The organism is Amycolatopsis bartoniae (genome assembly GCF_014191255.1).
GTDB lineage: Bacteria > Actinomycetota > Actinomycetes > Mycobacteriales > Pseudonocardiaceae > Amycolatopsis_E > Amycolatopsis_E bartoniae.
Genome location: NZ_JACHWH010000001.1, coordinates 1,351,661 through 1,366,702 on the forward strand (window position 1 = coordinate 1,351,661; position 15,042 = coordinate 1,366,702).

12 protein-coding genes are annotated in these 15,042 nt (G+C 70.8%); 7 read left to right on the forward strand and 5 right to left on the reverse strand.

All coding sequences use genetic code 11. From position 1 onward, the window contains the following. Positions 1-3: 3 nt before the first annotated feature. The 3 genes from FHX82_RS06590 to FHX82_RS06600 are packed head-to-tail and all read left to right on the forward strand — an operon-like array spanning position 4 to position 4,661. On the forward strand, positions 4-753 hold the full coding sequence (locus FHX82_RS06590) for a cobalt-precorrin-6A reductase (RefSeq protein ID WP_145934757.1): 750 nt from the start codon (positions 4-6) through the stop codon (positions 751-753). Then, positions 750-1,430 carry a 5,6-dimethylbenzimidazole synthase gene (bluB, locus tag FHX82_RS06595; RefSeq protein ID WP_145934758.1) on the forward strand — a complete coding sequence of 227 codons (681 nt, stop codon included), beginning with the start codon at positions 750-752 and terminating at the stop codon, positions 1,428-1,430. Before FHX82_RS06590 ends, bluB begins: the two co-directional genes overlap by 4 nt. A 24-nt stretch (positions 1,431-1,454) precedes the next feature. Further along, entirely contained in the window at positions 1,455-4,661 is a 3,207-nt protein-coding gene (locus FHX82_RS06600) for an arabinosyltransferase domain-containing protein (RefSeq protein ID WP_183176500.1), read from the forward strand. Positions 4,662-5,161: 500 nt separating this feature from the next. Here FHX82_RS06600 and FHX82_RS06605 read toward each other — a convergent pair whose 3' ends face one another. The 3 genes from FHX82_RS06605 to FHX82_RS06615 are packed head-to-tail and all read right to left on the reverse strand — an operon-like array spanning position 5,162 to position 8,324. Continuing rightward, a complete protein-coding gene (locus FHX82_RS06605) occupies positions 5,162-6,652 on the reverse strand; it encodes a precorrin-2 C(20)-methyltransferase (RefSeq protein WP_145938587.1) in 1,491 nt (496 codons plus the stop codon). Beyond that, positions 6,649-7,272 carry a precorrin-8X methylmutase gene (locus FHX82_RS06610; protein WP_145938586.1) on the reverse strand — a complete coding sequence of 208 codons (624 nt, stop codon included), beginning with the start codon at positions 7,270-7,272 and terminating at the stop codon, positions 6,649-6,651. The genes FHX82_RS06605 and FHX82_RS06610 overlap by 4 nt, the downstream gene beginning before the upstream one ends. Next, entirely contained in the window at positions 7,269-8,324 is a 1,056-nt protein-coding gene (locus FHX82_RS06615) for a ferredoxin-like domain-containing protein (RefSeq protein ID WP_145938585.1), read from the reverse strand. Before FHX82_RS06615 ends, FHX82_RS06610 begins: the two co-directional genes overlap by 4 nt. Before the next feature lie 161 nt (positions 8,325-8,485). Here FHX82_RS06615 and FHX82_RS06620 point away from each other — a divergent pair, with 161 nt between their 5' ends. From FHX82_RS06620 to cobN, 4 genes are read left to right on the forward strand one after another with little or no spacing between them, the layout of a single operon-like run. After that, positions 8,486-9,334, forward strand: coding sequence for an ABC transporter ATP-binding protein (locus FHX82_RS06620; protein ID WP_221215679.1), 849 nt, complete (start codon positions 8,486-8,488; stop codon positions 9,332-9,334). Continuing rightward, positions 9,331-10,182: an ABC transporter permease gene (locus tag FHX82_RS06625; RefSeq protein WP_145938583.1), complete on the forward strand. Its 852-nt coding sequence runs from the start codon at positions 9,331-9,333 to the stop codon at positions 10,180-10,182. Before FHX82_RS06620 ends, FHX82_RS06625 begins: the two co-directional genes overlap by 4 nt. After that, on the forward strand, positions 10,179-10,412 hold the full coding sequence (locus tag FHX82_RS06630) for a helix-turn-helix transcriptional regulator (protein WP_145938582.1): 234 nt from the start codon (positions 10,179-10,181) through the stop codon (positions 10,410-10,412). The genes FHX82_RS06625 and FHX82_RS06630 overlap by 4 nt, the downstream gene beginning before the upstream one ends. Before the next feature lie 52 nt (positions 10,413-10,464). After that, a complete protein-coding gene (gene cobN, locus FHX82_RS06635) occupies positions 10,465-14,007 on the forward strand; it encodes a cobaltochelatase subunit CobN (protein ID WP_145938581.1) in 3,543 nt (1,180 codons plus the stop codon). 18 nt (positions 14,008-14,025) lie between these two features. Here cobN and FHX82_RS06640 read toward each other — a convergent pair whose 3' ends face one another. Both FHX82_RS06640 and FHX82_RS06645 read right to left on the reverse strand, forming a co-directional pair. Continuing rightward, positions 14,026-14,409 carry a hypothetical protein gene (locus tag FHX82_RS06640; RefSeq protein WP_145938580.1) on the reverse strand — a complete coding sequence of 128 codons (384 nt, stop codon included), beginning with the start codon at positions 14,407-14,409 and terminating at the stop codon, positions 14,026-14,028. Between the two features lie 29 nt (positions 14,410-14,438). After that, entirely contained in the window at positions 14,439-15,041 is a 603-nt protein-coding gene (locus tag FHX82_RS06645) for a gamma carbonic anhydrase family protein (protein WP_145938579.1), read from the reverse strand. Between the last annotated feature and the right edge of the window lies 1 nt (position 15,042).

Here is a 15,042-nt window from a genome sequence, read left to right on the forward strand (position 1 = left end):
AGTATGGCTGGCGTGCAGACCGTTCTCGTCCTCGGAGGCACCGCGGAGGCCCGGGCGCTGGCCGCGGAGCTGACCGAGCGCGGTATCCACGTGGTCTCGTCGCTGGCCGGACGCGTCGCGAACCCCCGCCTTCCCGTCGGTGAAGTCCGCGTCGGCGGCTTCGGTGGAGTAGGAAAGTTCGCAAAGTGGATTGTTGACAACAGGATTGTCGCTGTTGTGGATGCCACACATCCCTTCGCTCAACGAATCGGATTGTCTGCAATCCGCGCCACCGCGGAGGCCGGAGTCCCGCTCCTCCGCCTGCAACGACCGGGCTGGCAGGCCGGGCCCGGCGACGACTGGCACTGGGTCGACTCACTGGACGAAGCCGCGACGAAGATCACACAACTCGGCGAGCGCATCTTCCTGACCAGCGGCAGACAGGGCCTCGCCGCCTTCGCCGGCTGCACGGAACAGTGGTTCCTCGCCCGCTGCGTCGATCCGCCCGAACCGCCGCTGCCGCCGCGGATCGAGGTCATCCTCGACCGCGGTCCCTACGACGTCGAGGGCGAGGCGAAGCTGTTGCGCGAGCACCGGATCGACGTGCTCGTCACCAAGGACAGCGGCGGCACCATGACCACCGCGAAGCTCGTCGCCGCCCGCGAACGCGGCATCCCGGTGGTCGTCGTGCGCCGCCCGGAACGGCCCGGCGTCCGCACCGTCGAGGACGTGCCCGGCGCGGTGGCCTGGGTGTCGGCGATGCTGGGCGCATGACGCAAGCCTTCTACGACGTCCTGCTGCGCCGCCGGGACGTGCGCGCCGAGTTCACCGGCGAGCCGATCCCCGGCGACGTGCTGACGAGAATCCTCGAAGCCGCGCACGCCGCCCCCAGCGTCGGGCTCACGCAGCCGTGGGACTTCGTGCTGGTGTCCGATCGGCGAACGCGAGAGGAATTTCGTGAGCACGTGCTCGCCGAGCGGGCGGTGTTCGCCGAGTCCCTCGACGAGGAACGCGGCGCCGTCTTCGACCGGATCAAGATCGAAGGCATCCTGGAGTCGAGCCTCGGCGTCGTTGTCACGTACGACCCCGCCCGCGGTGCCCCCGCCGTGCTGGGCAGGCACGCGATCGCCGACGCCGGCCTGTACTCGGTGTGCCTGGCCATCCAGAACCTGTGGCTCGCCGCGACCGCGGAGGACCTGGGGGTGGGCTGGGTGAGCTTCTACCGCGAAGGTTTCCTCCGCGAACTGCTGGGCATCCCCGATGGCCTGCGTCCGGTCGCGTGGCTGTGCGTCGGACCGGTCAGCGGGTTGCACCGAACGCCCGATCTGGAGCGGTTCGGGTGGCGGCGCCGGCGCCCGCTGGCCGCCGCAACCCATCTCGACCGCTTCGGGCGACAGGCGGGCGTGCATAATCTCTGCGCGACAGAACCCGAAGGAACCTCGACTCAGTAGGGCGATAGCGTTCGTTCAATGTGGATGGCCAGCAGGACGCCGACAGTCACCTCCGGTGAGGTGACCGATCCGGAGCAGCCCCGCCCGGACACCCCACCCCCGACCGTGCCCGGCACCAGACTTTGGCACTGGCTGTCCGTCGTGCTCGGCCTGTTCGCGGCCGCGTGCGCCATCGCGTACCCGTTCCTGCCGGTGGTGCAGGACACCGCGCGCATCACCTGGCCGGTCGGCACCGACACGCGCCCGGTCAACGCGCCGCTCACTGGCTACTGGGCGCAGGAGATGCGCGTCGACCTGCCGTGCGGCACCATCCAGTCGCTCGACTCCCGGTCGCCGGACGGCGCGCTGCTGTTCTCCACCGTGCCCGGCGCGCGCACCGGCAACGGCGCGGGCGTGTTCCTGCGCGTCGAGAAGGGTGTCCTGACGGCGTTCAACCGCGGTCAGCAGGTCGCCCGCCAGCCGCTGCCCGCCGCGGGCTGCGACGTCACGTTCACGTCGACCGCCACCCACACGACGTTGAAGGTGGCGGGCACCGCGGTCTACGACTCCGGCGGCGACGTCCGGCCGCGCGTCGTCGGGATCTACACCGACCTCACGTCGGCCAAGGACCCGATCACCGGGCTGAGCGTCTCCATCACCCCGGACACGCGCTACCAGTCCTCGCCGACGGGCCTCAAGGTCGGCGTCGGCGTGTTCGGCGTGCTGTCGCTGCTGGGCTGCCTCATCGCGGTGAACCGGCTCGACCGCGGCCGCGCCCGCCGCGCGCCCCGCTGGGCGCCGGTCGGCTGGTGGAAGCTCACGCCACGCGACTTCACGGTGTTCGGCGTGCTCGGCGCGTGGGTCTTCATCGGGCCCGTGACGTCCGACGACGGCTACATCCTGACCATGGCCAGGGTCGCCGACCAGGTCGGCTACCTGACCAACTACCACCGGTGGTTCGGCGTCGCGGAGGCGCCGTTCGGCTGGAACGACCACATCTACGAGCTGATGGCCACGGTGTCCACGGTGCCGCCGTGGATCCGGCTGCCGTCGTTCCTGATCGCGATCATCTGCTGGCTGCTGATCAGCCGCGAGGTCATGCCCCGGCTGGGCAACCAGGTCCGGCAGAGCCCGGCGGCGAGCTGGGCCGCGGCGATGGTGTTCCTCGTCTGGTGGCTGCCGTTCAACAACGGCGTGCGCCCGGAGCCGTGGGCCGCGCTGGGCTCGCTGCTGGCGCTGTGCGCGGTCGAGCGGACGCTGGTCACCCGGCGCCTGCTCCCGTTGTGCCTTGGCCTGGTGGGCGCCGCGTTCGCCCTCGCCGCCACGCCCACGGCGTTGATCGCCGTCGCGCCGTTCCTGGTCGCCGCGCGGCCGCTGTTCCAGATGCTGCGCACGCGGGCCAAGGAGTCCGGCTGGCTGTCGGTGCTCGCGCCGATCGCGGGCGCCGGGTTCATCGTGCTCGTGGTGGTGTTCGCCGACCAGACGTTCGCCACCGTCGCGGAGGCGACCCGCCTGCGTGGCAACGTCGGCCCGAACCTGCCCTGGTACAACGAGCTTTCGCGGTACGAGCTGCTGTTCGCCGACAGCGCCGACGGCTCCATGACGCGCCGCTTCCCGGTGCTGCTGCTGATCCTGTGCACCGGCGCGTGCCTGGTGGTGCTGCTGCGCCGCGGCCGCATCCAGGGCGCCGCGCTCGGCCCGGCCCGGCGGCTCATCGGCACCACCGCGTTGTTCTTCCTGCTGCTGGCGCTGACGCCGACGAAGTGGACCCACCACTTCGGCGCGTTCGCCGCCGTGGGCTCGGCGATGGCCGCGCTCACGGCCCTGGCCACCAGCTCGACGGTGCTGCGCTCGAAGCGGAACCGGGCGACGTTCACCGCGGGCCTGCTCGCGGTCGCGGCGCTGGCGGCGACGGGACCGAACGCGTACTGGTTCGTGTCCGGGCTCGGCGTGCCGTGGTTCGACAAGGCGCCGTCGATCCACGGTTTCCACCTGTCGACGGTGCTGCTGCTGGCGGCGGCGGTCGCGGCGGTGATCGCGTTCGTGGAGAACGTGAAGGCGCAGCGGCCCGTCCTGCTGCCGCCGCCGACGCACGAACGGCGGCTGCGGGCGCTGAAGCTGGGCTCGATCTCGCTCGTCGTGGTCTGCGGCCTGGTCGTCGCGTTCGAGTTCGCCAGCATGGGCAAGGCGATCCAGAAGCAGTGGGGCAGCTACAGCCTCGGTGCCGCGAACGTCGAGCACCTGTTCACCACCAGCTGCAACCTGTCCGACCACGTGATGGTGGAGCAGGACCCGGTGTCGAGCGTGCTCAAGCCGGTCGCCGCGCAGACAGTGCCGGTGCCGCACCAGCCCACCCCGGGCCTGCCGCCCATCGACGAGGACAACGGCAAGACGCAGGCCGGGTTCCACTCGACCGCGCAGGGCGGGGACGACCCGCTGAGCGGGCCGCCGCACGGGTTCACCACGAGCACCGTGCCGATGTGGAGCAGCTATCACGAGAACCCGGGCACGCCCACGGGCCGTCTGCGCACGGACTGGTACGCGCTGCCCGCGAACCGCGCCGACAAGCAGGTCGTGGTGGCCGTCGCGGCGAAGAGCGGCAAGGCCACGAGCGTCGCGCTGGAGTTCGGCACCGAGACGGCGGAGGGCGTGAAGATCGTCCGGACCGACACCGTGCTGCCCCAGGGCGTGGGCACGAAGTCGGGCAGCGACACCACGGACACCGGCAAGTGGACCGACGAACGCGTCCAGCTCGGTGACCTGCCCGCGAACGTGTCGGTGGTCCGCGTGGTCGCGAAGGACGACGACGTCACGGAGGACGGCTGGGTCGCGGTGAGCGCCCCGCGCGTCCCGACGTTCACGACGCTCACCCAGCGCGTCGGCAACGCCCCGGTGTACATGGACTGGCCCGCGGCGTTCGTCTACCCGTGCATGAACCCGGTGACCTCGCACGACGGCATCTCGCAGGTCCCGGCGTACCGCATCACGGCGGGCACGCTCGCACTGGAGGCGGGCATCGCGGACAACATCGGCGGTGGTCCGCTCGGCTGGCTGGAAGAGGTCGCGAGCGAACCCGAGGTCCCGAGCTACCTCGAAGGCGACCCGGGCCAGCCGTGGGGCCAGCTGATCCAGATCGAGCCGTACACGGAGGGCACGACGCCCCACGTGGAACACGGGGAGAAGACCGTGTGGGGCTGGTGGTCCCCCGGCCCGGGCCCGCAGCAGCCGAACGGCTCCACGGCGACGCGGTGATTTCGGGTTTCAGGCCCCTTCCGCGCCAGCGGGAGGGGCCTGAAACATGAAAACCCGAGAGTTGGGTGGTCATCCCGTCGCCTGATTCAGGACGATCACTTTGAGGAGCAGCCGCAACCTTCGTGCTTTCCGGCGCTTGTCATGCCAACCTTGCGGCTGGTCCTCAAAGTGATATGCACAAACCGCAGGCGACGGGATGACCACTCAACTCGACCACGCTGCCAAGGTGAGGTGGAGGGCATCCCCTGGCTCATCCTGGAGCCTGCCCGCCGGCGAGGCATCTTTTGATCTTTGAACCCGCGCTGCGCGCGAAAAGCCGCGCTGCGCGCGATTGTGGTTGCGTTGAACGCCCCGATCGCTGATCGTTTAACGGTTGGCTCGCCGCGTCAAGGGCGCCTTCGGCGTCGCTTCGCGATCGCTGCGCGACCCTTGACACGGCGAGCCAACCGCTAATGACGGCTTTGTATCGGGGGCGGGGGAGGCCTGGGCGTGTCCCGGGCTCAGTAGGTGCGGGGGGTCCAGACTTGACCGTTTGTGGTGCGGGTTTTTGTGCTGCCGATTATCAACAGGCAGCGCATGTCTACTGTGGACGGATCCAAGGTCCCTAATGTGGTGATCCTGGTTTCTTCTTCTGGGCCACCGATGTCTCTTGCGATGACTACCGGCGTGCCCTCTGGGCGGTGGCGTAGCAGGACGTTCTTTGCCTGTTCCAGTTGCGTCGTCCGCGTTTTGGAGGCTGGGTTGTAGATGGCGATCACCAGGTCTGCCGCGCCCGCCGCGTCCAGGCGCTTTTCGATGATCTCCCACGGTTTCAGCCTGTCCGACAGGGAAATCACGCAGTAGTCGTGCCCCAGGGGTGCGCCGACCTTGGAGGCCGCCGCCTGCGCTGCCGTCACGCCTGGGAGTACCCGCACCGGGACCGGCTCCTCCAGCAGCGACGCCTGTTCCAGCACCGCCGACGCCATCGCGAAAACGCCCGGGTCGCCCGAGGACACCACTGCCACGCGGGCTCCGGCGCGGGCCAGAGAAAGCGCTTCCCTTGCCCTGTCTGCTTCCACTCGGTTACCCGACGCGTGCCGCTGCTGGCCCGCTCGTTGCGGGACCTTCGCCAGGTACGGGCCGTAGCCCACGAGGTGCTCCGCGGCTTCCAGTGCCTCCGCCGCCTCCGGGGTCAGCCACTGCGGGCCCGCGGGCCCCAAGCCGACGACCACGACCTCGCCGCCCTCGGCAGGAGGCTCGGCAGAAGGCACAGCACCGGACTTCCGGCCCGCGTAGGCAGGGCTGGGCACCAGGGCGAGGGAGAAGTACGGCACCGAGTCCGGGGAGACCTCCGCGAACGGCTCCACCCGCTGCGCCTGCCACGTGGCCCGTTCGACGAAGTAAGCGCTTTCCAGCTTGCCGGACTCCGCCAACGCCTCCCGCACCGAACCGAACGTGCGGCCCAGCTTGAGAACGGCCGCCGCATCCGTGTCCGCCAGCCGACGGGCCAGTTCCGGGGCCGGCAAGGTGCCCGGCAGCACCGTGAGGACCTCGTCCCGCTGCACCAGCGGACGCCCGAGCACCGCCGAGGCCGCGCTCACCGACGTCACACCCGGGACGGCCTCCGCCTCGTACCGGTCGCACAGCCGCTCGTGCATGTACATATAGGACCCGTAGAAGAACGGGTCGCCCTCGCACAGCACGACCACGTCGCGGCCCGCGTCGAGGTGCTCGGCGAGACGCTTCGCGCTCAGCTCGTAGAACTCCGCGATCGCGCCTTCGTACCCGCCCGGATGATCGGTGGTCTCCGTGGTCACCGGGTAGACCAGCCGCTCCTCGACCTGCCCCTCACGCAGGTACGGCTCGGCGACCGAACGCGCGATGCTCCTGCCGTGCCGCGCGCTGTGGTAGGCGATCACCTGCGCCTCGCTGATCAACCGCGCCGCCTTGACGGTCAGCAGCTCCGGGTCACCAGGACCGAGGCCGACACCCCACAGCTTCCCCGTGCTCATTCGGCTTCACTCGCCAGCGCGTTCACCGCGGCCACGGCCATCGCACTGCCCCCACGGCGCCCGTGCACCACCAGGTACGGCGCGGGCGCCCGCTTCACCAACTCCACTTTGGACTCGGCCGCACCCACGAAACCCACCGGCACCCCGATGATCGCCGCGGGCACGCCCGCGCCCTCCTCGATCATTTCGAGCAGCCGGAACAACGCGGTGGGCGCGTTGCCGATCGCGACGACCGAGCCCGCCAGCTGGTCCCGCCACAGCTCCAGCGCCGCGGCCGAACGCGTGGTGCCAAGTCGTTCCGCAAGATTGGGGACTTGTGGATCAGACAACGTACAGACAATCGGATTGTTGACAGGCAACCTCCGCCGGGTGATGCCGCTGGCGATCATCTGCGCGTCGCACAACACGGGCGCGCCCGAGCGCAGCGCCGCGCGGGCCGACTCGACAAGCTCCAGCGAGTAGGCGAGGTCGTCGACCAGGTCCACCATCCCGCACGAGTGGATCATGCGCACCGCGACGGGTTCGAGGTCTTCCGGCAGGATCGCGACGTCGGCCTCGTCGCGGATCGTGGCGAACGAGTGGCGGTAGATCTCCGCCCCGTCCCTCAGATAGTCGATCACCGGTTTCCCTTCTGTCCCAGCACATCCACCAACGCCTCGACGGACACCCACGCACCGTCGACGAGATACCCGCCCTCGACCGCCACCACGTCGACGGCGTCGCGGGGCTTGCCGCACCGCCGCTCACAACCCGAGAAGTGCGCCCGTGCCGACACCCGCCGCGCGTCCGCCCGCACGTCCGCGCGTGACTTCGCGCAACCAGGCTGCCCGATGCACGCGCTCACCCGGCTGTCGGCGGACAACGCCGTCAGCTCCGGCCGGTACTCGGGCACCACCACGCTCCGCCACGGCGTGATGACCACGTCGCTCCGGAACGCCCGCAGCTGCGAGGCACTCAGCTGTCCGAACAGCGGCGCCACGCACAGCCCACGACGCCCGTCGTCGCGCACGAACGGCCCCGGCTCGACAGGCCGAAAAGGCCGCCGCACACCGGAAAATCCCGGCAGCTCCCGCATCCGCCACGCGGTCCCGCGGATCTCCAGGAACCGCAACGCCTCCGCCACGAGCACGGCGACCGCCTCCGTACGCGGCACCCGCGGCCCGGGCTCCCCCGCCCGCAGCAACACGCCGTCGGAGTCGTCGAGCGCCTGCCAGCACAGGTCGGCGTCCTCCGCGGCGACGTCCGCACGCCCGTCGTCCAGCGCGAAGAGGAACCGGCCCGGCAACCCGGCGAGCGCGGGCTCCGCGCACACCGCGGCGTCGAGCTCGGCCACCAGCGGGCGGACGTCGACCAGCCCGCCGGCGAGACCGCTCAGCGGCGACGCGAGGTAGTTCCGCACGCGCTCGTGCGACGGCGCGGGCAGCAGACCGGCGTCCGAGAGGCGCCCGACCAGCTCCCCCGTGTCCCGTGACAGGCCGCGCAACTGCACGTTCCCGCGTGAGGTCAGGTGCACCGAGCCGTCGCCCAACTCCTCCGCGCAGGCCGCGAGCACGTCCAGCTGCGCGGCGGTGATCCGCCCGCCCGGCAGCCGGACTCGCGCCAGCGCGCCATCCGCGGCGTCGTGCGTGGCGAAGACACCAGGGCACGCGTCGGGACGGAAGCGGACGGACATGGGCTCACTGTAACTGTTGGATCGGATGTAGTAGTCCTGCTACATTTCATCGCACCACGGGAACAAGGGGGACAAGGACTATGACAGTTCTGAACGGTCCACGGGGTGTGGTGGACCCCGTGAGAGCCGGCACGGCAGTGCTCGACGTCCGCGACCTGCGGATGCGCTACGGCACCCAGGACGTGCTGAAGGGGGTGGACTTCACCGCCGAGCGCGGCGAGGTCCTGGCACTGCTGGGGCCGAACGGCGCGGGCAAGACCACCACCGTCGAGATCCTCGAAGGCTTCCGCATGCGTTCCGCGGGCGACGTGCGCGTCCTCGGCGTCGACCCGGCCAGGGGCGACGAGGCGTGGCGGGCGCGGATCGGCGTGGTGCTCCAGTCGTGGCGCGACCACGCGAAGTGGCGGGTGCGGGAGCTGCTCGCGCACCTCGGCTCGTACTACCGCGACTACTCGACCGAACGCGTCCGCCGGCCGTGGGACGTCGACGAGCTGATCGAGACCGTCGGGCTGGCCCCGCACGCCCACAAGCGCACCAGTTCGCTGTCCGGCGGCCAGCGGCGGCGGCTCGACGTGGCGATCGGCATCGTCGGCAGGCCCGAGCTGCTGTTCCTCGACGAGCCGACGGTGGGGTTCGACCCGGAGGCCCGCCGCGAGTTCCACGACCTCGTGCACCGGCTCTCCGACGACGAGGACACCACGATCCTGCTCACCACGCACGACCTGGACGAGGCCGAGAAGCTGGCCGACCGGATCCTCATCCTGGCCGGCGGCTCGATCATCGCCGACGGCTCGGCCGACGAGCTGTCGCGCCGCATGTCCACGGAGGCCGAGGTCAAGTGGACCCGCGACGGGCAGCGGTACGTGCACACCACCAGCGAGCCGACGAAGTTCGTGTACGAGCTGTTCCGGCAGTACGGCGAGGAGATCGCCGACCTGGAGGTGCGGCGGGCGAGCCTGGAGGACACCTACGTGGCGATGGTGCGCCGGTTCGAGGAGGGAACCCGATGAACGTGCTGGTGGGCGCCGGGCGCGCCGGGCTGGTCCGCGGCCGCATCGAGCTGCGGCAGACCTTCACCAACACCGCCGACCTGTGGTCGTACCTGTTCCCCGCGGTGCTGCTGACGGCCGTGATGGTGTTCATGCGCGGCTCGTCCGTGCCGGGGATGAACTTCCAGCTCAGCTCGCTGACGCTGCCGGGCGTGCTGGGCATGAACGTCGCGTTCGGCGGCCTGGTCAACCTGAGCCAGCAACTGGTGACCGAACGCGAGGACGGCACCCTGCTGCGGGCGAAGGCCGTCCCGAACGGCATGGTCGGCTACCTGGTCGGGAAGATCGTGCAGGTCTCCGGGATGTCGCTGGTCGCGTGCGTGCTGGTGCTCGTTCCCGGGCTGTTCGTGACGGGCGGGCTCGACCTGGGGGCGGGCTCGTGGCTGGCGCTGCTCGGCGTGCTCGTGCTGGGGCTGGTGGCGAGCATGCCGCTCGGGGCGATCCTCGGTTCGCTGCTGCCGAGCACGCGCAGCATGGGCCTGGTGATGCTGCCCATCATGGGGATGGTCGGCCTCTCCGGGATCTTCTACCCGATCACCAGCCTGCCGTCCTGGCTGCAGGGCGTAGGCCAGGTGTTCCCGATCTACTGGGTGGGCCTGGGGATGCGCTCGGCGCTGCTGCCGGACGCGTTGTCGGCGGTCGAGATCGGGCACTCGTGGCGGCACCTGGAGACGGTCGGCATGCTGGGCGTGTGGGCGGTGCTCGGCCTGCTACTGGCGCCGGTGGTGTTGCGTAGGATGGCGCGTCGCGAGTCCGGCTCGACCGTGGCCGCTCGCCGGGAGAAGGCCTTGCAGCGGATGCCGCGATGAGCGAGACGATCTACAACCGCATCGCCATGCTGCGCGCGGAGCGGGGGATCTCGCGGCGCGAGCTGGCCGAGGCGCTGGGCGTGCACTACCAGACCATCGGCTACCTCGAACGCGGCGAGTACAGCCCGAGCCTGTACCTGGCGTTGAAGATCGCGCAGCACTTCGAGGTGGGCGTGGAGGTGATTTTCTCCACTGAGCCGTTCCCGCGGCTCGGTGAGCGATCCGCTTGACGCGGGGCCGCCCGCCCCCGGAGAGTTGGGGGTGAGACCTAGGAGGCACCGCGTGATCCTGCTGTTGTCCACTTCGGACACCGACCTGCTGAGTGCCAGGGCGAGCACCGCCGGGTACCGGCTGGCCAACCCGGCCCGGCTCGACCTGGCCGAGCTGCCCGCCCTGCTCGACGGTGCCCGCATCGTCGTCGTGCGCATCCTCGGCTCGGCGCGGACGTGGCAGCAGGGGCTCGACGCGGTCCGCGCGAGCGGCGCGCACGTCGTGGTGCTCGGCGGCGAGCAGACGCCGGACGCGGAGCTGATGGAGCTGTCCACCGTCCCGGCGGGCATCGCCACCGAGGCGCACGCGTACCTCGCGCAGGGCGGGCCGGAGAACCTCACGCAGCTGCACCGGTTCCTCTCCGACACCCTGCTGCTCACCGGCGACGGTTTCGAGCCGCCCGCGCCGCAGCCGATGTGGGGCGTGCTGGAGCGGGAGCCCCGCCGCAGCGAGGGTCCGGTCGTCGCGATCCTCTACTACCGCGCGCACCACCTGGCGGGCAACACGGCGTTCGTCGAGGCCCTGTCCCGCGCGGTCGAGGACGCGGGCGGGCAGGCCCTGCCGATCCACTGCGCGTCGCTGCGCTCCCGTGAGCCGGAGATGATGGCGGAGCTGGCGAAGGCGGACGCGCTGCTGGTCACGGTCCTCGCGGCGGGCGGCACGCGGCCGTCGGAGGTCGGCGCGGGCGGCGATGACGAGGCGTGGGACGTGTCGGAGCTGGCCGCGCTCGACGTGCCGATGCTGCAGGCGTTGTGCCTCACCAGCGACCACGAGACGTGGGCGGCCAACGACGAGGGTCTGTCCCCTTTGGACGCCGGGAACCAGATGGCGGTGCCGGAGTTCGACGGGCGGCTGATCACGGTCCCGTTCTCGTTCAAGGAGCTGGACGAGGACGGGCTGCCGCACTACGTGCCGGACGCCGAGCGCGCGGCCCGCGTCGCGGGCATCGCGCTGGCCCACGCCCGGCTGCGGCACACCCCGCCGCCCGAGCGCCGCATCGCGCTGATGTTGTCGGCGTATCCCACGAAACACTCGCGGGTCGGCAACGCGGTCGGCCTGGACACGCCCGCGTCGGCCGTGAAGTTGTTGCGCCGCATGATCGAGCTGGGCTACGACCTGGGTCCGGAACCGTTCCCCGGCATCGAGTCCGGTGACGGGGACGAGCTGATCCACGCGCTGATCGCCGCGGGCGGCCAGGATCCCGAGTGGCTGACCGAGGAACAGCTGGCGGGCAACCCGATCCGCGTGCCCGCCGCGCGTTACCGCGAGTGGTTCGCGCGGCTGCCCGAGGACCTCCGCGAGGAGGTGGAACGGCACTGGGGCCCGGCGCCCGGCGAGCTGTACGTGGACAACGGCGACATAGTGCTGGCGTCGCTGCAGGCGGGCAACGTCGTGCTGATGATCCAGCCGCCACGCGGGTTCGGCGAGAACCCGGTCGCGATCTACCACAACCCGGACCTGCCGCCGAGCCACCACTACCTCGCCGCGTACCGCTGGCTGGAGGAGGAGTTCGGCGCGCACGCGGTCGTGCACCTGGGCAAGCACGGGTCGCTGGAGTGGTTGCCGGGCAAGACCGCGGGCCTGTCGGCGTCGTGCGCGCCGGACGCCGTGCTGGGCAACCTGCCGATGATCTATCCGTTTCTGATCAACGACCCCGGCGAGGGCGCGCAGGCCAAGCGCCGCGCGCACGCGACGATCGTCGACCACCTGATCCCGCCGATGGCTCGTGCCGAGAGCTACGGCGACCTCGCGCGGCTGGAGCAACTGCTCGACGAGCACGCGAACATCGCGGCGATGGACCCGGCGAAGCTGCCCGCGATCCGCGCGCAGATCTGGACGCTCATCCAGGCCGCGAAGCTCGACCACGACCTCGGCGTGGCACAGCGCCCGCACGACGCGGAGTTCGACGACTTCCTGCTGCACATCGACGGCTGGCTGTGCGAGGTGAAGGACGCGCAGATCCGTGACGGGCTGCACATCCTGGGCGAGGCGCCGACAGGCGAAGCGCGGGTGAACCTCGTGCTGGCGATGTTGCGCGCGCAGCAGATGTGGGGCGGCAAGGCCGGTGCCGTACCGGGCCTGCGTTCGGCGCTGGGCCTCAAGGAGGACGCACCACTGTCCGATGTGGATGCCGTCGAGGCGACCGCGCGGCAGCTGGTGCTCGACATGGAGGCGGCCGACTGGTCGGTGGACGCCATTTCCGTCGAGGAGCCGGTCGCTTCGGTGCTGCGGTTCGCCGCGACGGAGATCGTGCCGCGGCTGGCGGGCACGACGGCGGAGATCGACGCGGTGCTGCACGCGCTCGACGGCGGCTACATCCCGGCGGGGCCGAGTGGTTCGCCGTTGCGCGGCCTGGTGAACGTGCTGCCGACGGGCCGGAACTTCTACACCGTCGACCCGAAGGCGATTCCGAGCCGCCTGGCGTGGGAAACGGGACAGGCGCTGGCGGACTCGCTGCTGAAGCGGTACCGCGAGGACACCGGCGACTGGCCGCAGTCGGTGGGCCTGTCGGTGTGGGGCACGTCGGCGATGCGCACTTCGGGCGACGACGCGGCGGAGGTGCTGGCGCTGCTGGGCGTGCAGCCGGTGTGGGACGAGGCTTCGCGGCGGGTCACCGGTCTGGAGCCGATTTCCCTGGCGGAGCTGGGGCGCCCGCGCATCGACGTGACGGTGCGAATCAGCGGGTTCTTCCGCGACGCGTTCCCGCACGTGATCGACCTGATGGACGACGCGGTGCGGCTGGTGGCCCAGCTGGACGAGCCGCTGGACCAGAACTACGTCCGCGCCCACTATCTGTCCGATGTGGAGAGTCATGGCGACGAACGCCGTGCCACCACCAGGATCTTCGGCTCCAAGCCGGGCGCGTACGGGGCTGGCCTGCTGCCGCTGATGGACTCCGGCAACTGGCGCGACGACGCGGACCTGGCGGAGGTGTACGCGACGTGGGGCGGGTACGCGTACGGCCGTGAGCTGGACGGCAAGCCCGCGCGGGAGGACATGGAGAGCTCGTACCGCCGGATCGTCGTGGCGGCGAAGAACACCGACACGCGCGAGCACGACATCGCGGACTCCGACGACTACTTCCAGTACCACGGCGGGATGATCGCGTTCACCCGGTCGCTGACGGGTCAGGCACCGGCGTCGTACATCGGTGACTCGACGTCGCCGGACGCGGTGCGCACGCGGTCGCTGCACGAGGAGACGGCGCGGGTGTTCCGCGCGCGGGTGGTGAACCCGCGCTGGCTGGCGGCGATGCGCAAGCACGGCTACAAGGGCGCGTTCGAGCTGGCGGCGACGGTGGACTACCTGTTCGGCTTCGACGCCACGGCGGGTGTCGTGCAGGACTGGATGTACGAGAAGCTGTCCGAGTCGTACGTGCTGGACCAGCAGAACCAGGACTTCCTGGCGCAGTCCAACCCGTGGGCGCTGCGGGGCATCATCGAGCGCCTCACAGAGGCCGCGGACCGCGGCCTGTGGGCCGAGCCGGACCCGGCTCTGCTGGACCAGCTGCGCGAGGTCTACCTCCGCACGGAGGGCGACCTGGAGGGCGAGTAGCGGCGGGGGCGCACCGGATCACAGGTCCGGCAACGGATCCTCCGGTGAGCCCCTTCCGCCGTCGAGTTCCAGGTCCGCCGCCCGGATGACCGGGACGTACTCCTCGTCCACCTCCAGCGTCAGGTCTCCGATCCGCACGGTGGGCCCGAGGGACGGGTGCACCTCGACCGGGCCGAGGCGCGTTCCCCTCGGGTGGTCCGCCCAGACCGACTGCGGGGCGTTGCGGCGCCAGCGGCTGCACGCCAGCACCACCACCCGCCGCTCCGTGACGACCACCAGGTAGCCCGCCGCGAGCTGCATTCCGCTGATCATCAGCGACATCGCCGGGAACAGGTAACGGATCTCTTCGCCCGCCGCGAGAAAGGCCCGGCACCTCTCACTGACGACCGATTTCAGGGGCACCCGAGAAGTGTGGCAGAAACGCCCCGAAATCAGGCGCCGTCGAGGAAGCGGTCCGTCCGGTGCCTGCCGAACAGCTCGGCGTAGCGGGCGGTCACGCGGTCCATCGTCGCCTCTTCCCGCGCCAGCCCGAACACCGTGCCGGGGAAGTCCGCGTCCCGCTGAACGCGCCACAGTTCCTCGTGCTGGTCCGGGGAGAACAGCCGCGCCGGATCGCCGACGGCGACCCAGCCGATGGGCACCACCGTGCCGGGCGCCACCTGAGCGTTGACGTGCACGACCCCGTGCACCCGCACCTCCGCGCCCTTCCCGATCCGCGCGCCGGGAAACACAGCCGCGCCGGTGGCGATGAACGCTTCGTCTTCGACCACCGCGCCGTTGACGTGGCTGTGCGGCCCGAGCAGCACACTGCGGCCGATCGCCGTGGCGTGGCCCCCGCGGCCCCGGACCAGGGAGTTCTCCATGACGATCGAGCGCTCGCCGACCTCGATCGCGCCTCCTTCGGCGGTCAGCACCGCGCCGAACAGCACCCGGACGTCCGCTCCGACCGACACGTCACCGCAGACCACCGCGTTCGGCGCCACGTACGCCGAGGGGTGGATGCGGGGCCGGTGCCCGTCGTGTTCGAGGATCACC